This is a genomic window from Romboutsia sp. 1001285H_161024_C4 (assembly GCF_015550185.1).
Taxonomy (GTDB): domain Bacteria; phylum Bacillota; class Clostridia; order Peptostreptococcales; family Peptostreptococcaceae; genus Romboutsia_C; species Romboutsia_C hominis.
This window is the reverse complement of sequence record NZ_JADNAJ010000014.1, coordinates 1-21,507: the sequence shown is the minus strand read 5'-3', so window position 1 is coordinate 21,507 and position 21,507 is coordinate 1. Positions and strand designations below refer to the sequence as shown.

Genomic DNA, 21,507 nt, shown 5'->3' with positions numbered 1-21,507 from the left:
TAAAAATTAATTTAGGGAGAAGTATATTATGAAAAAATTTAGCATCTTTATGATAATAGTATGTTTAATAGCTATTAGTATTTTAGGGTGTACAAGTAATGAAAATAATAAAAAACAAATCAGTGTTTCGGTAGCAGCAAGCTTAAAAGAGGCAATTTTAGAATTAAAAAAAGAATATGAACTTAAAAATAATAATGTCGAATTAGTCATAAATTATGGTTCATCAGGAACTCTAAAGCAACAAATTGAACAAGGAGCTCCTTGTGATTTATTTATCTCAGCAGGGAAAAAACAAGTAGATGAGTTAAATAAAAAAGGTATATTAAATAAGGAAAGTGTAAGAAATTTAGCAAAAAATAAGTTGGTTTTAGTTAGTAGCAATAATTCCAAAAATTATAGTATAGACGATCTTATGAGTGAAAAAGTTAAACATATAGGAATAGGGCATCCTGAAAGTGTACCAGCAGGAGAATATGCATATGAAACTTTAAAAAATTTAAACTTAGAGGAAAAAGTAAAAGATAAGTTAGTTTATGCTAAAGATGTAAAAGAAGTACTAGCGTGGGCTCAAGTAGAAAATGTGGATGCAGGATTTGTATATTCAACGGATGCAGTAAATAATAATAAAATTAATATTATAAAGGAAATAGATGATAAATACCATTCACCTATAATATACCCAATGGCAATAATAAAGGATAGCAAAAATATAGAAGAAGCTAAAGATTTCCAAAAATTTTTATTTAGCAAAGAGGGACAAGATATATTAAAAAAATATGGGTATAAGGAAATATAACTATAAAATAGGGGGAATTACATATAATATGAATTTTGATTTGACACCATTAATTATATCTATAAAAACATCTCTAATTGCAACTATTATAACAAGTATAATAGGAATTTTAATAGCATATCTTATGATGAATTATAAAGGAAAATTTAGAACCTTAATCGAAATAATCTTAACCCTTCCTTTAATACTCCCTCCAACAGTAGTTGGATTTTGTTTATTACTTATATTTGGTAAAAATGGGATAATAGGAAATATATTAATATCAATGAATAAAAATATAATATTTACTTGGTGGGCTACTGTAATCTCAGCAGTAGCAGTATCTTTACCAATTATGTACAGAAGTTTAAGATCGTCATTTGAACAAATTGATGAAAATATAATACTATCAGCAAGGACTTTAGGTCTTAGTGAGTGGAATATATTCAAAAAAATAATATTACCGCTATCAACACCTGGTGTGATAGGAGGTATAGCATTATCATTTGCAAGAGCAATAGGTGAGTTTGGAGCTACATTGATGATAGCCGGAAATATACCTGGAAAAACACAAACAATACCAATAGCTATATTTTTTGAGGTTGAAAGTGGAAATATGGCTATGGCTAGCTTTTGGGTTATGGTAATAATACTAATGTCACTAGGTATAATGTTAATACTTAATTATTGGTCTAACAAACAATTAAAAATAGTAGGAAAGAGGAAATAATAATGTCTCTATATATTGATATAGAAAAAAGGGTTGGAGAAAAGATATTAAAAGTGAAAATAAATCAAGAATGTAAAAAACTAGTTTTTTTGGGACAGTCAGGCTCTGGTAAGAGTATGACATTAAAATGTATTGCAGGTCTTGAAACGCCAGATAAAGGTAAAATTATATTAAATAATAAGGTATTATTTGATTCGGATGAAAAAGTTAACTTACCTCCTCAGGATAGAAAAGTTGGATTTTTATTTCAAAATTATGGACTATTCCCTCATATGACTGTAAAGAAAAATATAGAGATTGGAATAAGTAATTTACGAAAAAAAGATATAGAAGAATTATCTCAAAGGTATATAAATAAATTAAAGCTTAATGGATTAGAAAATAGGTACCCTTATGAATTGTCAGGGGGACAAGCACAGAGGGTAGCATTAGCTAGGGTTTTAGTTACAGAACCGGAAGTATTGTTACTAGATGAGCCATTTTCTGCGCTAGATTACCACTTAAGAAAAAACATAGGATTAGAAATAAATGAAATATTAAATGAATACAACAAAAATTCAATAATTGTTACTCATGATATAGAAGAAGCATATAGAATGTGTGAAGACATAGTAGTGTATGAAGATTTAGAGGCTAAGGTTAAAAGAAATAGACATGATCTATTCAATAATCCAAGCACAGTTTTAGAAGCTAAAATAACTGGATGTAAAAACATATCAAGGGTTAAGGTTTTGGAGTATAATACCATATATGCTATAGATTGGGATTTAATAATAGAGGATATAAATGCTAAAAAATTTAAGTACATAGGTATAAGAGAAAATAATATAAGCATAGATAAGGTAGAGGATTCAATAAGTAAAGAATTTGTAGTAGAAAATGTAATAGAAAACCCAGAAACGATAAGTGTCTTTTTAAGAAAAGATAAAAGTAAAAAAGCTATAGAAGTAAGATTAAAAAATAAGGATTTAAAGCTTGTAAGAGGAAATAGAGTTAGTATAAATATTAATAGAAATAAAATATATTATTTAAATTAGAGGAAAACTAGTAAATATTACAATATATTACAGAATTTATAATAAACATAGATATAAATTAAACAATGATATAATACAATTAATATATATTTATATTTAGGAGGGGGTCAATGAAACTAGTATGGTTAGTTGTAGCAATAATATTTGCTATAGCAGAAGCTATGACACCGAGCTTAACGTTAATTTGGTTTAGTTTAGCTGCTGTAATACTTATGTTTTTAAGTAGTTTTATAGAAAGTATAATAGTCCAAGTAATAATATTTGCTGTAATCTCAATAATTCTATTAATAATAGGTACTAGAAAGATAGTTAAAAAAGATAAAACATTTAAGTATAGTACAAATCTTAATGCTGTATTAAATAAAAAAGGCATGGTAACAAAAGATATAAAAGAAAATCAAATGGGATTAGTAGTAGTAGATAATGAAGAATGGAGTGCAATATCTATAGACAATAGTGAGATTTTAAAAGGTGAAGAAGTTATAGTGATGAAGATAGAGGGAGTTAAGTTAGTTGTAAGTAAACATGATGAAGTATCTATAATTAAATAAAAAGGTATATAAATTATTTAGGAGGATGTATTATGTTTGAAATGATAGGGAATTTAGTAATACCGATACTTATAATAGTAGTAGCAATTGTTATTGCTCTATCTTGTGTAAGAGTGGTAAAACAGTCTAGGGTAGGTATAATAATGAGGCTAGGCAAATTTAGAAAGGTAGCAGACACAGGTGTTCATTTCTTAGTTCCATTTTTAGATCAGATGAGTTATATAATTGATTTGAGAGAAAATGTTGTTGATTTTCCTCCTCAACCAGTTATAACAAAAGATAACGTAACTATGCAAATAGATACAGTTGTTTATTACAAAATAACAGATCCTGTAAGATATGTATTTGAAATAGCAGATGCTATTACAGCTATAGAAAACCTAACTGCTACAACTTTAAGAAACTTAATAGGTGAATTAGATTTAGATGAAACTTTAACGTCAAGAGATGTTATAAATACAAAGATGAGAGCTATATTAGACGAAGCTACTGATAAGTGGGGGATAAAAGTAAACAGGGTAGAGCTTAAAAATATAATGCCACCACATGATATACAAGTAGCAATGGAAAAGCAAATGAGAGCTGAGAGAGAAAGAAGAGAGGCAATACTTCAAGCAGAAGGTAATAAATCAGCTTCAATACTTCAAGCAGAAGGAGAAAAACAATCAGCGATACTTAGAGCAGAAGCTAAGAAAGAAGCTATGATAAGGGAAGCTGAAGGTTTGAAAGAATCCTCTATATTAAAAGCGCAAGGTGAAGCAGAGGCTGTAAAAGAAATGGCTATAGCTAAGGCACAAGGAGAAGCTGAAGTTATTTTAAAGGTTCAAGAAGCAACAGCTAAAGGATTAAGAGAAGTATTATCAGCTATGAAGGAATCTGATGTAGATGAAAGAATATTAGCTTTAAAATCTATAGAAGCATTGGAAAAGGTAGCTCAAGGAAATGCAACTAAGTTAGTACTACCTTCTGACACAGTAAACTTCCTAGGAACTTTTAAAGGTATAAAAGAAGTTTTAAGTGATGATAAAAATTAAATTTATCAATTAAGAATAAAAAAATACCACTTGGTGCAAGTATGCATCTAGCGGTATTTTTTTATTGCTTAGAAATTATTTAATTTTAGCAAATTTTATTACTTTGTATATAAAATAAATGGATTACTTAGAAAATAACATTGTCAAAAAAATAATTAAATTACTTAATAACAAAATTAAAAAATGTATTTGAAGTTTATTAACAAATTACATAAACAGAAGATTATACATAATTCTATTAAATAGTGGTATAGATATAGATTATTGTGTTAGAATTACACATCACATGACTGAATTTTACTATAAGTTATTTGTTAATTATAAGACTTACTGATATATAATTATATACTATACAGAGGAAAATGAGAGAGGATTGAAAATTTATTTATGAAATATAAAGAAGCAACATGTAATGAATCTATTATAGAAAATATTAAAAAATTTAAAAGTGGTGAGTCCTATAATAGCTATAAATTTTTAGGATGTCATATTAGTGGTAATATTACTTCATTTACATTGTGGGCTCCAAATGCAAAGAAAGTTTATTTAACCGGAGACTTTAATAATTGGAATCTATATCAATATACAATGAACAATCTAAATAATTTAGGATTTTGGCATATATCTTTAGAAAATATAAAAGAAGGTTGTTCTTATAAATACCATATAATAGGAGCTGATGGAAGTAAAAAGCTAAAATCAGATCCGTATTCTAGATTCTCAGAGAAAAGGCCAAATACAGCATCTATTGTATATAAAGAAGATGATTATAAATGGAATGATAAAAATTGGAATATACAACGAAAAAAACAAAATACTAATGAAATTCCAATAAATATATATGAGGTACATTTAGGTTCATGGAAAAGAAAATGGGATGGAGAGTTTTTTGATTATAAAGAGTTATATGAACTAGTAGACTATGTAAAAGATATGGGATATACCCATATAGAAATTTTACCAATAACAGAACACCCATTAGATGAATCTTGGGGATATCAAACAACAGGTTATTATAGTAGCACAAGTAGATACGGACCACCAGAAGAATTTAAAAAGTTTATAGATAGGTGTCATCAAAATCAAATTGGAGTTATATTAGATTTTGCATATAGTCATTTTTGTAAAGATGATCATGGTCTATATAAATTTGATGGGTCGGCTCAATATGAGTATGAAGAACCGTTAAAAGCTGAAAATATAGGGTGGGGCACTGCACATTTTGATTTGGGAAAGCCAGAAGTAAAGAGCTTTTTAATATCTAATGCATTATATTGGTTTAAAGAATTTCATATAGATGGTATAAGAGTTGATGCTGTATCAAGTATGTTATACCTAGATTATGATATAGGCCAGTGGAAGCCCAATAAATATGGTGGAAGAGAAAATTTAGAGGCAATAGAATTTATTAAAGAATTCACAAAGATTATTTATGAAAATGTAGAGAATCCTTTGATAATAGCAGAAGAATCAACTGCTTGGCCTATGGTTACAGGACCTACCTATAAAGGAGCACTAGGTTTTACATATAAATGGAATATGGGATGGATGAATGACACATTAAAATATATGGAAATGGACCCTATATATAGAAAGTATCATCATGAACTTATAACATTTTCTTTTATGTATGCTTTTTCAGAAAATTTTATACTTCCTCTATCTCATGATGAAGTAGTTCATGGAAAGAAATCTCTTTTAGATAAAATGCCTGGAGATGAGTGGAAAAAATTTGCAGGCTTAAGAACTCTATATGCATATTACATGATACATCCAGGAAAAAAATTATTGTTTATGGGAAATGAATTCGCTCAAGATATAGAATGGAGGTATGCATATGGGCTTGAATGGGAATTGTTAGAGCGAGATCAACACAAAAAAATTAAAGAATATGTAAAGAAACTTAATCATTTATATAAAAATGAAAAAGCTTTATATGAAATTGATAATAGTCATAAAGGATTTGATTTTATAGATCCACATAACAATGAACAAAGCATAGTAGTACTTATGAGAAAAGGTAAAAAAGTAGAAGATTTTATTATAGCTGTAATAAATTTCACACCTATAGTTCATTACGATTATAAAGTTGGAGTACCGTATGAAGGTACATATGAAGAAGTTTTCAACTCAGATGATGTAATCTATGGAGGTTCTGGTCAAACAATGAAAGGTTCAGAACTTTTCTCAATAAATTCAAAATGGCACAACAAAGAACATCACATAAAAATAAAAGTACCACCACTAGGGGCAACCTTTATAAAAGGAAAAAATCTTAAAAAAATTAAATATGAGATGGATAAGGGGAAAAAGATATTAATCGGTGGGTTAAGTCAAGATATAAAACGTATAAATAATAGTAAGATATTAGTAAAAAAGAAAAAATTATAAATTAGGGGGAAAAGCCATTGAAAAAAGATATTTTAGCTATGATTTTAGCAGGGGGACAAGGATCAAGATTAGGAGTGTTTACAAAAAGAATTGCAAAACCTGCAGTTTCTTTTGGTGGAAAATATAGAATAATAGATTTTGTATTAAGTAATTGTACAAATTCAGGAATAGATACAGTTGGAGTTTTAACTCAATATAGACCATTAATACTAAATTCACACATAGGTATAGGTAGCCATTGGGACTTAGATAGAATAAATGGAGGAGTATATATATTGCCTCCATATATGAATGAGAAAGAAGGAAATTGGTATAGGGGAACAGCTCATGCAATACATCAAAATATGAGCTTTATAGATGATTATAATCCAGAATATATACTTATATTATCTGGGGATCATATATATAAAATGGACTATAATAAAATGTTAAATTATCATATCGAAAAGAAATCAAAAGCCACAATAGCTGTAATAGAAGTAGATTGGGATGAGGCATCTAGATTTGGAATAATGAATACTAAAGAAGATGGAAGTATATATGAATTTGAAGAAAAACCTAAAAATCCAAAAAGTAACTTAGCATCTATGGGTGTATATATATTTGAATGGAAGATGTTAAGAGAATACTTTATAAAATCAGATAAAGAAAATTTAAACTATGATGATTTTGGCAAAGATTTAATACCAAAAATGTTAGAGGATAAAGTAGATATGTTTGCATATCCATTTAAAGGATATTGGAGAGATGTAGGTACTATAGAAAGTTTATGGGAAGCTAATATGGACCTTATAAGATCAAAAGAGGTATTAAATTTACAAGATCAAAAATGGAAAATATATACTAATACAATGGCAATGCCACCGCAATATATTGGTAAAAATTCTAACATAAATGAATCATTAGTAGCTGATGGGTGTGTTGTGCTAGGAGATGTTAAGAGTTCTGTATTATCCCATGGCGTTACTATAGGTGAAAATAGCAATATATCAGACTCTGTGATAATGCCAAATGTCACAATAGGAAAGAATGTGGTTATAGAAAAAGCTATGATAGGTGAAGGTGCAGTAATAAAAGATAATGTAATTATAAGAGAATGTGAAAAGATAAATGTTATTTCTGAGTATGATATTGTTGATGAAGAGCTAATTTCAGAAGGGGTGATGTAATAATGAGAAATAAATGTATGGGGATAATAAATTTAAATAAAAAGGGAGATCCAAATATAAGTAAATTAAATTATGCTAGACCAATAGCATCTACACCTATTGGTGGAAGATATAGAATTATAGATTTCACTTTATCTAATATGGTAAATTCAGGCATAACAAATATAGGTATATTTACGAAAGAAAAATATAGGTCTTTGACAGATCACATAGATAGTGGAAAGGACTGGGATTTAAGCAGAAAGAAAGGTGGATTATCTATATTTAGTCCAGAACATACGGAACATCAAAATGTGTATCCGTATAGAGATGGAGATATATATAATTTATTATGTAATATAGAGTATATTAAAAGAAGTGAAGAGGATTATGTATTAGTTTCTCCAGGTTACATGATATGTAATATCGATTATTTAGAGGTTTTAAAGTATCACAAAGAATCTAATAATTATATAACGCTTATATATAAAGAAATTGACAATGCAAGAGAAGATTTTAAAGGCAATATAACATTAACCTTAAATGATAATAATGATGTATTAAATATGGGTACTAATATAGGGGCATTTAATAAGGCTAATATATACATGGAAATGTATATTATGAAAAGGTTAGATTTTATACATATAATAGAGAACCTAACAAATACAGGAGATTTCATGTATTTAGAAGATTATATATTTGATGTGGTAAAACATAAAAAAGTAGGGGGATTTAAATATGCTGGATATCTAAAATGTGTAAAATCTGTAAAATCATATTTTGAAACAAGTAAGGACTTATTAGATATAAATATAGCTAAGGAATTGCTTTATTCAGATAGAAAAATATTAACTAAGGAAAAAAATGAAGCTCCAACTATATATACTGATAGTGCTAATGTAGAAAATTCTTTTATTGCAAGTGGATGCTTAATTGAAGGAAATGTAAAAAATAGTATTATATTTAGAAAAGTTCATATAGAAAAAGGTGTTAATATAGAAAATTCTATAATAATGCAAAATTGTGTCATAGGGGAGAATAGTAAATTAGAAAATGTGATATTTGATAAAAACATAGTTTTATCAAAAGGTAGAGAATTAAAAGGTGATGAAAATTATCCTATAGTTATAGAAAAGAATATAAGTATCTAATTTAAGGGGGAAGTAGTTAGTGAAAGTTCTTTATGTTACGTCAGAATGTTGGCCATTTGCAAAAACAGGGGGATTAGGAGATGTATCCTATGCCCTTCCAAAAGCATTAAAAAAAGAAGGGGTAGACATTAGAGTAATACTACCTAAGTATTCAACTATACCTAATTATCTGAAAGAGAAATTAAAAGAGGTAGCAGTATTTAATGTAGAAGTGGGATGGAGAAATCAATACTGTGGACTTTTAGAAATGGAGCTAGATGGAATTAAATTTTATTTCATAGACAATGAATACTATTTTAAACGTGAAGGTGAAATTGCATACTTATATGGATATGATGATGATGCAGAAAGATATACTTTCTTTAGCAATGCGGTACTAGAATCTATGTCTATAATTGATTTTTACCCAGATGTAATTCATATGAACGATTGGCATACTGGAATGATACCATTAATATTAAAAGAAAAATATAGTCATTTAGAAAAATATAGAAATATCAAAACTATATATACTATCCATAATCTTCAATACCAAGGTGTATTTTCAAATAAAGTATTACCAGATGTATTAGGACTTCCACGATCCTATTTAGATAATGGGGATGTAGAATATTACGGTGGAGTTAACTTTATGAAGGCGGGAATAGTATTTAGTGATAAAGTTACTACTGTGAGTCCAACTTACTCAAGTGAAATACAAACAAAGTACTATGGATATGGCTTAGATGGATTGCTTTTATCAAATAATCACAAATTAAAAGGTATACTTAATGGAATAGATTATGACTTAAATAATCCTTCAACAGATAATGAATTATTTTTTAGATACGATATAAATAGCATAGATAATAAGGTAAAAAATAAATTAAGACTACAGGAAATATTAGGTCTTGAGGTAAATGAAGAGATACCTCTTATAGGTATAGTATCAAGATTAGTATCACAAAAAGGTTTTGATTTAATATCTTATATTATGCCTGAAATACTTAGGGAAAAACTTCAAATAGTGGTACTAGGAACAGGAGAACATCAATATCAATCTATGTTTAATTACTATGATTCAAAATATCCTAAAAAAGTTTCAGCTAGAATAATATTTAATAGCTCTCTTGCTCAACAAATATATGCAGGAAGTGATATGTTTTTAATGCCATCTTTATTTGAACCTTGTGGTATAGGTCAAATGTTAGCTATGAGATATGGAACATTACCGATAGTTAGGGAAACTGGGGGACTTAAGGATACAGTTAATCCATATAATAAATATACTGGAGAAGGAAATGGATTTAGTTTTAAAAACTATAATGCACATGAAATGCTTTTTTGTATACAAGAGGCTGTAAGAACTTATAATGATAAAGAAAAATGGAGAAGGTTAGTTATAAATGCAATGAATACCGATAGTAGCTGGGAAAAGTCAGCTAAAGAGTATATAAAGACTTATAAAGATACTCAGAATTAAAGGGGAGATTCTATGGTCAGAATTACAAAACAAGAATTTAAAGAAATGTTTAATTCAAAAATATATAGCATCTATGCACACTCTATAAATGAAGCTACAAATGAACAACTTCAAATAGTTTTAAGCAGCGTTATAAAAGATATAATAGCTAAGTATTGGGTAGATAATAGACTTAGTACTAACAAAGAAGTTTATTATTTTAGTATAGAGTTTTTAATAGGTAGACAATTAAAATCCAATTTATTAAATTTACAAATAGAAGAAGTGATAAAAGAAGGTCTAGAGGATATGGGAATAGATTTAGATGATTTAATATGTGCAGAAAAAGATCCAGCTTTAGGAAATGGTGGTCTTGGAAGGTTAGCAGCTTGTTTTCTAGACTCAATGGCATCGCTTAATATAAGTGGTCATGGATACGGTATAAGATATAAGTATGGTTTATTTGAGCAAAAATTTATTAATGGATATCAAGTAGAAGTACCTGATAACTGGCTTTTACATGAACAATACTCTTGGGAAAGTATTAGACCAAATAAAGCTGTAGTTGTTAAATTTGGTGGAGAGGTTTATTTAGAAGAAGACAATGGAAGACTTAAAGCAAAACATCATGGTTATATACCAGTTATGGCTATGCCATATGACATACCAATAATAGGATATGATAATGATTGCATAAATACATTAAGATTATTTAAAGCAGAAATCTTAAATAGAGATTTTGGAATTAATACATTATATGCAAATACTTTTACTGGTAGCTATGAGCAAGCCTTAAAATATAAATACTACACAGAAGAAATATCTCAAGTTTTATATCCAAACGACTCAAATCATGCAGGAAAACTTTTAAGATTAAAGCAAGAATACTTTTTAGTAAGTTCAGGAATACAAGATATAATAAATAAATATAGAAAAAATAAGTTTGATATACTAGATTTTCCAAAACATATAGCAATTCATATAAATGATACACATCCAACATTATGCATACCAGAACTTATGAGAATTTTACTAGATGAAGAGGGATTATCTTGGGAAGGAGCTTTTGATATAACAAAAAATACTATATCCTATACGAATCATACAATAATGGCAGAAGCTATGGAAAAATGGCCTGTAGATATGATGAAAGAGCTATTACCTAGAATTTATATGATAATAGAAGAAATAAATAAGAGATATGTAGAATATCTGAATCATAAGTATAATGATAATGAAAAAATAAGAAGAATGAGTATAATATGTGATAATAACATAAACATGGCTAATCTATCTATAATAGGGAGTTATAGTGTAAATGGAGTTGCAAAGCTTCATACAGAAATATTAAAGAAAGAAGTTCTAAGTGATTTTTATGAAGATGATCCAGGTAAATTTAACAATAAGACTAATGGTATAGCTCATAGAAGATGGCTTATAAGTTGTAACGAAGACCTTAGCAACTTGATAACAGAGCATATAGGTAATAGATGGAAAAAAGATACAGAAGAATTAAAAAGGTTAGAAGATTATAAAGAAAACAGAAATTTTTTAAAGAAATTAGAGTGTATTAAGATAAAAAATAAAACTAAACTTGCCAATTTTATAGCTGAAGAATATGGTATATGCATAAATCCAGAATCAATCTATGATGTACAAATAAAAAGATTACATGCGTATAAGAGACAGCTATTAAATGTACTTCATATTTTACACTTATATCATGAGTTATTAGAAAATCCAGAACTTGACATTGTACCAAGAACATTTATATTTGGTGCAAAGGCAGCACCAGGGTATCACTTGGCTAAATGTATAATAAAGTTGATAAACTCTGTGGCTGAAAAAATAAATAATGATAAAAGCATAAATAACAAGATAAAATTAGTATTTATAGAGAATTACGGCGTGTCTTTAGCTGAAAAAATAATTCCATCAACAGATGTTAGTGAGCAAATATCAACAGCTACAAAAGAAGCATCAGGAACTGGAAATATGAAATTTATGATGAATGGGGCAATAACTTTAGCAACATTAGATGGTGCAAATGTAGAGATATATGACCAAGTAGGTGAAGAAAATATCGTTATATTTGGACTTAAAGCATCTCAAGTATTAAATTACAATAAATATGGAGGATACTCATCTTTAGATCTATATAACTCTAATTTTAAAATAAAGCGAGTTGTAGACGATCTGGTAAATGGATTTATTCCAAATATATCAAAAGAAGGTAGGGTTATATATGATTCATTAATAACATATAATGATGAATATTTTGTACTAAGAGATTTTGAAAATTATATAGAGGCCCAAAGCAAGATAGATACTTTATATAGGGATAAAGAAAAGTGGAGTAAAATGTGTCTAATTAATATAGCTAATTCAGGTATTTTCTCTAGTGATAGAACTATATCTGAATATGCAAAAGACATTTGGTTTAGGGGGTGCTAGATAAATGGGAAATATAATAACTTATAATTCCTGGGAAGATAAAGCTCCTTTTGGTGCTTTAAAATTAAACCAAGAGTTTAGAATAACAGTTAAAGTTAATGAAAATTATAATGTAAAAGACATTTCCTGGGTAATTTTAAAGGAAGATGTAGAAATAGATAAAATAAGTTTGATAAAAGAGAATAAAAAATACTATAATGGTGAATTTAGTGGATTTAATGAAATAGGTTTATATTTTTATTACTTTAAAGTAGAAGTTGAAATAGAAGGAGAAATTAAAGTAATATACTATGGAAAAAATATAGAAGATGGAAGTTGTATAGAATACCAATATAATAATATAAACAAATATCAAATAACAGTATATGATGAGTATAATGCACCTACTTGGTATAAAGAAGGGATATTATATCATATATTTATAGATAGATTTAATAATGGGAATAGAAATAAGAAGATTAATAATCCAAAGAAAAATAGCTTTTTATATGGCACTTGGGATGATGCCCCTATGTATATAAAAGATGAACAAGGAGATATAATAAGATGGGATTTCCATGGTGGAAATCTAAAAGGAATAATTGATAAATTAGGATATCTTAAAAAACTGGGTGTAAGTATTATATACCTAAGCCCAGTTTTTGAGGCATCTAGTAATCACAAGTATGATACAGGAGACTACAAAAAGATTGATTCCATGTTTGGAGATGAAGAAATATTTAAGGAATTAATTGATAAAGCTAAAAGCAAGGGAATAAATATTATATTAGATGGAGTATTTAGTCATACTGGGGCAGATAGTAAGTACTTTAATAAATATAATAATTACAATGAAGTAGGTGCATACCAATCAAACCATTCAAAATATAGGGATTGGTACAGATTTAAAGAGAATAGCGACGAATATGAGTCTTGGTGGGGAGTAAAGGATCTTCCAAATGTTAATGAGCTTAATGAAACTTATATGAATTATATAATAAATGATGATGATAGTGTTATAAATAAATGGACCAGTATGGGTGTTAAAGGTTGGAGATTAGATGTATGTGATGAGTTACCATCGGAATTTATAAAAGAATTTAAGTTAAAACTTAAGAATATAGATAGTGAAGCTGTTTTAGTAGGAGAAGTATGGGAAGATGCATCTAATAAAATTAGTTACAATAAAAGAAGGGGATATCTTTTAGGTAAAGAACTTGATTCTGTAATGGGATATCCATTTAGAAAAAATATATTAGAATTTCTTAAAGGAGTAATTTCATCAAATCAACTTAATAATAAATTTTTAGAAATAAAGGAAAATTATCCAAAGGAAGCCTTTAAGTCTAATTTAAACCTATTAGGGAGCCATGATGTCACAAGAATTAAAACAGAACTTAACGAAGATAATAAATTATTAAAGATTGCAGTAGCAATACAAATGACCTTTGAAGGAGTTCCATATATATATTATGGAGATGAAGCAGGACTTTGTGGAAAAACAGATCCAGATAACAGAAGAACCTATCCTTGGAAGCATGAGGATAAGAATATGATTGAGTTTTACAAAAGCCTTACAATTATAAGAAATAAATATAAAGCTTTATTACGAGGGGAAACTGAGTTTATAAACACGAAAAATGATGCTGTATTTTCATATATAAGATATACAAGTGATGAAAAAATATTAATTATAATAAATAAATCAGACAATGAAGAATGTATAGAGCTAAACTTAGGAAAAGAGGCAAGAGGGATAGATTTAATTAAAGATATCCAGGTAGAATTAAACTTAATTGAAAAAGAAGCTGATACAATAAATTTAATTATTCCTCCTAAAGATTTTAAAATAATTAATATAAAATAATAATATTTCTATATAAACATAAAAATGTATAAATATACCATTATGTGTATATAATTCAACTAAAATACGTAAAAAAGGAAGAGAAGCTATGAATAATGTTATTTTAGTTGGAAGATTAACTCAAAATCCAGAAATTGAGTATATAGGTCAAAGAGCAAAATCCAAATTTACAATAGCAATTAGTAGAAATTATATCAATAAAGAAGGAGTACGAGATGTAGATTTTATACCAGTAGAGATTTGGGGTAGACAAGCAGAAATATTTTGTAAATATGTATTCAAAGGAAGAAGAATTGGTATAGAAGGTCAAATTAGAGTTAAAAAATATAAGACAAAAGATGGAGTAAATAAAACATATACTAATGTACTTGCAAGTAGTTTTAAATTTTTAGATAACAAAAAGAATGATACTACACAAGAATACTTTGCTTCAAATGATATATTTGAAAAAGAAAACTCTAAAGAAGAGACTATTGAGGAAGTATTCCCTTTTTAACTATGTAAAAATATAAATTTATAACTAAAAATAATTAAAAATTAAAAAAATTTCTAAAAAATAGAATAAGGGTTTATAAACCCTTATTCTATTTTTTGTTTAATTTATAAAATAAAATTTTAAAATATAGGATGAAATAATAAGTAAAAATTAAAAGATACTTAATAAAAAAATATCTACTATATAAAATAACGAATTTGAATTGTGTAACCAAATAAAATAAAGTTAATTTAAAAAATATAGGTTTAATATATATATATGAGATAAAATAACTTTAAAAAAATAAAAAAAATAATGTTATAATCAAATGGTACTTTAATTTTTAATGTACAATTGGACGGAAATTGTGTATAATAAGCATATAGAAAGTTAAAAAAGTTCGAGAGGAAGGAAATTTTAAATGAAGAAAAAACTTACATTAACTAGTAAAATCTTATTAGGATTATTACTTGGATTTATATTCGGATTAATAGTAAAACAATTACCAACAGGATTTATAAAAGATACATTATTATTAAATGGGATACTTAAAGTATTTGGAAATGGGTTTACAAGTGCTATAAAGATGATGGTGGTTCCTTTAGTATTTGTATCATTAATATGCGGTATAGCATCTATGGGAGATGTAAAGAAGTTAGGTAGAATTGGTGGAAAGACAATGCTATTTTATCTAGGAACAACAGCAATAGCTATAATAGTTTCTCTTATATTAGGAAACGTATTAAAGCCAGGTAGCGGTATAAGCATGGGAGCTGTAGAAATGGGGTCAGTAGCAATAGGAGAAAGTAAGTCAATAACAGATATTATATTAAATATAATACCAAGCAACCCAATACAAGCTTTAGCCAGTGGTGAAATGTTACAAGTTATATTCTTTGCAGTGCTTATAGGTATATCTATAAGTGTGGTGGGTAAAAAAGCAGAGCCTATAAAGGTTTTATTTGAAAGTGCTAATGAAGTATGTATGAAAATGGTCAATATAATAATGTTATTTGCCCCATATGGTGTATTTGCTCTAGTTGCTAATACTTTTGCAACAGTAGGAACTGATGCTATGATAGGTCTTATGAAGTATGTATTAGTAGTATTACTTGGATTATTGGTTCATGTAGTAGTTGTATATGGAGGATTATTTAAATTATTTACTAGACAAAAGATAAAACCATTTTTAAAGAAATTTACACAAGTAGCAGTAGTTACATTCTCAACAGCATCAAGTAATGCATCTGTACCAGTTAGTTTAGAGATAATGGAAGAACTAGGTGTAGGAAAGTCAACAAGATCGTTTACAATACCTATGGGAGCTACAATAAATATGGATGGAACAGCTATAATGCAAGGTATAGCAGCATTATTCATAGCTCAAATATACGGTATTGATTTAGGAATGAATGATATGATAACTATAGTATTAACAGCAACTCTTGCATCTATAGGTACAGCAGGTGTACCAGGTGTTGGTATGATAATGCTATCTATGGTTTTACAATCAGTAGGACTTCCACTTGAAGGAATAGGTTTAATAATGGGAGTTGAAAGAATAATAGACATGTTTAGAACTACTGTAAATGTTATGGGAGATAATGTATGTACTCTTGTAGTAGCAAATAGTGAAAAGGATATAGATTTAGAAAAGTACAATAAAGAATCTGAGAAGTTAGTAGCTTAATATAAATACAAAATAAATAAAGAGGCGAATAATAAATTTATTATTCGCCTCTTTATTTATTTTCAATTAATTAATACCATAGAAAGAATAGAGAATATTATGTTAATGTCTACGTAATGAAATTAATTTTTTTATAGAAATGTATAAAAATAGAAAAATATTTAATATTATATATTTTTGAAAAAAGTTTAGTTATTATATACTTAAATATTAAAAAAAATAAACTTGAAGTATTGATAAAACAAATGAAATTCTAAAAAAATAAAATTATAAAACTTTTAAAAATTTACTAATACTAAACTATAAAAAAATTAATATTAACAATATGGTTTGAAAAGGTGTGTATATATTGTAAATGCTAGGATTTGAAAAAATAAAAAAGTCTTGATAAAAAATAGAAAAGTTAATATAATAAATTATGGTAGTTTAATAAAGGTAAATTTTAAGTGTAAAAATAATAATCTTAAATTTAAAAAATAATTGAATAAAAATATAGAAAGGAGGTTGGGATATGAAAGTTAATGTCGAAAAATGCGTTAAGGATTACCAAGAGGCTCCATTATTAAATTCATTAAAAGATTATTCACAGATGGATATAGTATGTTTTGATGTACCAGGTCATGTAAGAGCACAAGGTGTAGAAGTACTTAATGATTATTTTGGAGAAAATATTATGAAAATGGATATAAATTCATCTCCACTTATGGATAATGTATCTAACCCAAGAACTATTATAAAAGATTCTCAAAATATGCTTGCTAAAGCTTATGGTGCAGATGAAGCATTTTTTATAACCAATGGTACCACGGGTGCTATACATATAATGATTTTAAGTACCATAAATCAAGGGGATAAGATACTTATTCCAAGAAATATCCATAAATCGGTTATAAATGCACTTATACTTTCTGGAGGACACCCAATTTTTATACAGCCAGAGTTTTATAATTCATTAGGGATTAGTTTAAATGTTAGTTTAAATTGTATAAAGGATGCATTAGATAAACATAAGGATATAAAAGCAGTGTTTTTATTAAATCCAACATACTATGGAGCATGCTCAGATATAGAAGAAATAGTGAAATTATGTCATAGTAAAGGCGTATTAGTATTAGTAGATGAAGCTCATGGTGCTCATTTTAATTTTAATAATGACTTACCAATTTCAGCAATGAATGCAAAGGCCGATATGTCTGCAGTAAGTATTCATAAAACGGGAGGAGCGTTGACACAAGCTTCAGCACTTTTAGTAAATAGCAAAAATATAGATGTGAATAAAGTACAACAAACTATAAATATGATTCAATCCACATCAGCATCATATTTATTAATGGCGAGTATTGATGGGGCTAGATTAAATCTAGAAACTAATGGAGAGTCACAATTATCAAGAGCATTAAATTTATCTAGATATGCAAAATATAAGATAAATAAAATAAAAGGTATTAAGGTAATTTCTAAAGAAATGCTAGAAAATAATGGTGTAGAGTCAATAGATGAGACTAAACTTTGTATAAATGTTAGAGGGTTGGGCTTAACAGGATTTGAAGTCTATGACTTATTATATCAAAATTATAATGTTCAAGTTGAGCTGGGAGATATTTATAATATACTAGCATTAATATCAATAGGAACAACAAAGTCAGATGTAGATAAGCTTATAAAAGCTTTAGACTCTATTTCAAAGTCTAACATGTCAAATGAAAAAATTAAATATATAGATATTAAGCAAATAAACCCTATTGTAAAACTCAAACCTAGGGATGCTTTTTATAAAAATAAGGAAAGTGTAATTTTGGAAGAAAGTATAAATAGAGTTTGTGGAGAATCTATAATGGCTTATCCACCAGGAATACCAATAATAGCTCCAGGAGAGATTGTAACTAAAGAAATAATAGAATATATAAAAACTCTAAAAGCAAATAATGCGTACTTAACAGACATGAAAGATAAAACTTTAAATACTATAGTAGTTATAAAAGATTAAAATAGGAGAGTGATATTGATGAAGTTTGAGACACTTGGACGTCATATATTAGTAGAATATTACAATTGTGATGAGGAAATACTTAGAGACCCTAAACTTATAGAAAAGTTTATGAATGAATCAGCATTAAATGCAAAAGCAACAATAGTAGATTCTGTTTTCCATCATTTTAACCCATGGGGAGTATCAGGAGCAGTTATAATAGCTGAATCTCATTTAACAATACACACATGGCCAGAATACGGATATGCAGCAGCAGATTTCTTTACTTGCGGAGATATAGACCCTTGGAAGAGCTTTGAACTATTAGAAGAGCTTTTAAAAGCAGAAAGAAGTGAATCTACAGAAATACCAAGAGGATTAACAGCTAAAATACAAAAATTATCAAAAAAAGATTTAGGTAAAATTACTCATAAACCAGAAGCTATATAAGTAATAAATACCTAAATAAAATAAATAAAATTAAAATAAATTTGAATCTATATTATAACATATAAATAAAAAATACACAAATTAGTCCACAAATAAATATAGGACACATAAATATAAAAATTAAAATAAATTTGAATTATTAGGAGGAACTTTTATGGAACTTTGGTACACAGAGGAATGGACAGATAATGTACGTTTTTCAATAAAAGTAGATAAGCATTTATTTAGTGATAAGTCTGATTTTCAACAGGTAGATGTATTTGAAAGCAAGGAGTTTGGAAAGTTTCTAACATTAGATGGACTTATGATGGTAAATTACAAAGATGAATTTATATACCATGATATGATAGTTCATGTACCTATGGCAACTAATATGAATATTAAAAATGTATTAGTAATAGGTGGAGGAGATGGAGGTACTGTAAGAGAATTGACTCGTTATCCTCAAATAGAAAAAATAGATATGGTTGAAATAGATAAAATGGTTGTGGATGTGTCTAGAAAGTATATAGATATATGTGCATGCAAATTAGATGATGAAAGAGTAAATTTATACTATGAAGATGGTGTAGCGTTTGTCAAAAATTCTAAAGATGCATCTTATGATTTAATAATAGTAGACTCAACTGATCCAATAGGACCAGGAGAAGGATTATTCTCAGTAGATTTCTACAATGATTGCTACAGAATATTAACTACTGAAGGTATACTTGTAAATCAGAATGAAAGTCCATATTTTGATTTTAATGCTAAGGAAATGAAAAGAGCAAATGAAAAAATAAATAAGATATTTCCTATAGCAAAAGTTTATCAAGCTCATATACCAACTTATCCATCAGGACATTGGTTATTTGGATTTGCATCTAAGAAGTTTGATCCAATAAAAGATCAAAATAAAGATGATTGGGAAAAATTAAATTTAAAGACTAAATACTACAATAGTGATATACATAAAGGTGCATTTATGCTACCTCAATACGTTAAGGATATGCTAAATGAAAATAAATAAATTTTCACATATAAGTACATTTATGGGAATGGAAACTTCCTATGAAGATGCAGATGTAGTAGTATTTGGAGCAGGGTTTGATGGAACTACTTCAAATAGACCAGGAACTAGATTTGCAAGTAGTGCTATGAGACCTGAGCTTTATGGACTTGAAACATATAGTCCAATATTAGATTTAGATTTAGAGGATTTTAAAATATGTGATATTGGTGATTTAGAATTAAGTATAGGAAATACAGATAAAGTTTTAGAAGAAATATATATAGGAACTAAAGAAATTGTAAATGATAATAAGGTACCTTTTATGATAGGAGGAGAACATCTAGTTACTCTTCCAGCTTTTAAAGCTGTACATGAAAAATATGATGATGTATTTGTAATTCACTTTGATGCTCATACAGATTTAAGGCAAGAATATAACAACAATGAAAACTCACATGCTACTGTAATAAAAAGAGTATGGGATATAGTTGGAGACAATAGAATATTCCAATTTGGAATAAGATCTGGTACAAAAGAAGAGTTTGAATTTGCTTTAAAAGATAAGCATACCTATATGGAAGTTGAAACTATAAATACTTTTAAAGATATAATAAATAAATTAGATGGAAAAAATATTTATATAACTATTGATTTAGATGTTTTAGATCCATCAATATTCCCTGGAACAGGAACTCCAGAACCGGGTGGAGTAACATATAGAGAATTTAGAGAAATATTTACTATATTAAAGGAATCAAATATAAATATAGTAGGTTTAGATATAGTTGAATTAAGTCCTGACTATGATAGTACGAATGTATCTACAGTTGTGGCTTGTAAAATATTAAGAGAACTTTCTCTTGTAGCAGCGGATAATATAAAAAAATAAACGAAAGGTGAGATGAAAATGGCAAGACATTTATTTACTTCAGAATCAGTAACAGAAGGGCATCCAGATAAAATCTGTGACCAAATATCAGATTCTATACTAGATGCATTATTAGAAAGAGATCCACATGCAAGGGTAGCTTGTGAAACAACAACTACAACTGGATTAGTATTAGTAGCAGGAGAAATAAGTACTAATACATATGTAGATATCCCTAAATTAGTAAGAGAAACAGTAAGAGAAATAGGGTATGATAGAGCTAAATATGGATTTGACTGTGATACTTGTGCAGTAATAACTACAATAGATGAACAATCAGGCGATATAGCTATGGGTGTTGATGAAGCCTTAGAAAATAGAGAAGGTGAAACAACAGAAGATGAAATAGAAAAAGTTGGAGCAGGGGACCAAGGTATAATGTTTGGTTTCGCTTGTAATGAAACAGAAGAGTTAATGCCACTTCCAATATCTTTAGCTCATAA

The 21,507-nt window shown here is 27.8% G+C and carries 18 protein-coding genes; all 18 read left to right on the top strand.

Annotated features, from left to right (window positions below; genetic code table 11):
• Positions 1 to 28 precede the first annotated feature (28 nt).
• Positions 29 to 796, top strand: a complete 768-nt coding sequence (modA, locus tag I1959_RS14300) for a molybdate ABC transporter substrate-binding protein (RefSeq protein ID WP_195238781.1) — start codon at positions 29 to 31, stop codon at positions 794 to 796.
• Between the two features lie 28 nt (positions 797 to 824).
• On the top strand, positions 825 to 1,505 hold the full coding sequence (gene modB / locus I1959_RS14295; protein WP_092923293.1) for a molybdate ABC transporter permease subunit: 681 nt from the start codon (positions 825 to 827) through the stop codon (positions 1,503 to 1,505).
• A gap of 2 nt (positions 1,506 to 1,507) precedes the next feature.
• Entirely contained in the window at positions 1,508 to 2,542 is a 1,035-nt protein-coding gene (locus tag I1959_RS14290; RefSeq protein ID WP_195238779.1) for a sulfate/molybdate ABC transporter ATP-binding protein, read from the top strand.
• 110 nt (positions 2,543 to 2,652) lie between these two features.
• Entirely contained in the window at positions 2,653 to 3,093 is a 441-nt protein-coding gene (locus tag I1959_RS14285) for an NfeD family protein (RefSeq protein ID WP_166504841.1), read from the top strand.
• 41 nt (positions 3,094 to 3,134) lie between these two features.
• Positions 3,135 to 4,127, top strand: a complete 993-nt coding sequence (locus tag I1959_RS14280; protein WP_195238785.1) for an SPFH domain-containing protein — start codon at positions 3,135 to 3,137, stop codon at positions 4,125 to 4,127.
• A 387-nt stretch (positions 4,128 to 4,514) separates the two neighbouring features.
• Entirely contained in the window at positions 4,515 to 6,518 is a 2,004-nt protein-coding gene (gene glgB / locus I1959_RS14275) for a 1,4-alpha-glucan branching protein GlgB (protein WP_195238777.1), read from the top strand.
• A gap of 17 nt (positions 6,519 to 6,535) precedes the next feature.
• On the top strand, positions 6,536 to 7,687 hold the full coding sequence (locus tag I1959_RS14270) for a glucose-1-phosphate adenylyltransferase (RefSeq protein ID WP_195238775.1): 1,152 nt from the start codon (positions 6,536 to 6,538) through the stop codon (positions 7,685 to 7,687).
• 2 nt (positions 7,688 to 7,689) lie between these two features.
• On the top strand, positions 7,690 to 8,820 hold the full coding sequence (glgD, locus tag I1959_RS14265; protein ID WP_195238773.1) for a glucose-1-phosphate adenylyltransferase subunit GlgD: 1,131 nt from the start codon (positions 7,690 to 7,692) through the stop codon (positions 8,818 to 8,820).
• A 19-nt stretch (positions 8,821 to 8,839) separates the two neighbouring features.
• A complete protein-coding gene (glgA, locus tag I1959_RS14260; protein WP_195238772.1) occupies positions 8,840 to 10,282 on the top strand; it encodes a glycogen synthase GlgA in 1,443 nt (480 codons plus the stop codon).
• A 12-nt stretch (positions 10,283 to 10,294) separates the two neighbouring features.
• Positions 10,295 to 12,715, top strand: a complete 2,421-nt coding sequence (locus tag I1959_RS14255; protein WP_195238771.1) for a glycogen/starch/alpha-glucan phosphorylase — start codon at positions 10,295 to 10,297, stop codon at positions 12,713 to 12,715.
• A gap of 4 nt (positions 12,716 to 12,719) precedes the next feature.
• Positions 12,720 to 14,561: a glycoside hydrolase family 13 protein gene (locus I1959_RS14250; RefSeq protein ID WP_092923079.1), complete on the top strand. Its 1,842-nt coding sequence runs from the start codon at positions 12,720 to 12,722 to the stop codon at positions 14,559 to 14,561.
• 88 nt (positions 14,562 to 14,649) lie between these two features.
• Positions 14,650 to 15,057 carry a single-stranded DNA-binding protein gene (locus tag I1959_RS14245; protein ID WP_195238770.1) on the top strand — a complete coding sequence of 136 codons (408 nt, stop codon included), beginning with the start codon at positions 14,650 to 14,652 and terminating at the stop codon, positions 15,055 to 15,057.
• 400 nt (positions 15,058 to 15,457) lie between these two features.
• The gene (locus I1959_RS14240; protein ID WP_092923085.1) at positions 15,458 to 16,726 is read left to right on the top strand and encodes a dicarboxylate/amino acid:cation symporter; all 1,269 of its coding nucleotides are present in this window, start codon (positions 15,458 to 15,460) and stop codon (positions 16,724 to 16,726) included.
• A gap of 511 nt (positions 16,727 to 17,237) precedes the next feature.
• Positions 17,238 to 18,713: an aminotransferase class I/II-fold pyridoxal phosphate-dependent enzyme gene (locus I1959_RS14235; RefSeq protein WP_195238769.1), complete on the top strand. Its 1,476-nt coding sequence runs from the start codon at positions 17,238 to 17,240 to the stop codon at positions 18,711 to 18,713.
• A gap of 18 nt (positions 18,714 to 18,731) precedes the next feature.
• A complete protein-coding gene (gene speD / locus I1959_RS14230) occupies positions 18,732 to 19,145 on the top strand; it encodes an adenosylmethionine decarboxylase (RefSeq protein WP_195238768.1) in 414 nt (137 codons plus the stop codon).
• 154 nt (positions 19,146 to 19,299) lie between these two features.
• Positions 19,300 to 20,154 carry a polyamine aminopropyltransferase gene (speE, locus tag I1959_RS14225; RefSeq protein ID WP_195238767.1) on the top strand — a complete coding sequence of 285 codons (855 nt, stop codon included), beginning with the start codon at positions 19,300 to 19,302 and terminating at the stop codon, positions 20,152 to 20,154.
• Positions 20,141 to 21,025, top strand: coding sequence for an agmatinase (speB, locus tag I1959_RS14220; RefSeq protein ID WP_195238766.1), 885 nt, complete (start codon positions 20,141 to 20,143; stop codon positions 21,023 to 21,025). The genes speE and speB overlap by 14 nt, the downstream gene beginning before the upstream one ends.
• 18 nt (positions 21,026 to 21,043) lie before the next feature.
• The coding region (locus tag I1959_RS14215; RefSeq protein WP_271894365.1) for an S-adenosylmethionine synthetase N-terminal domain-containing protein at positions 21,044 to 21,507 on the top strand (464 nt) is incomplete at its 3' end.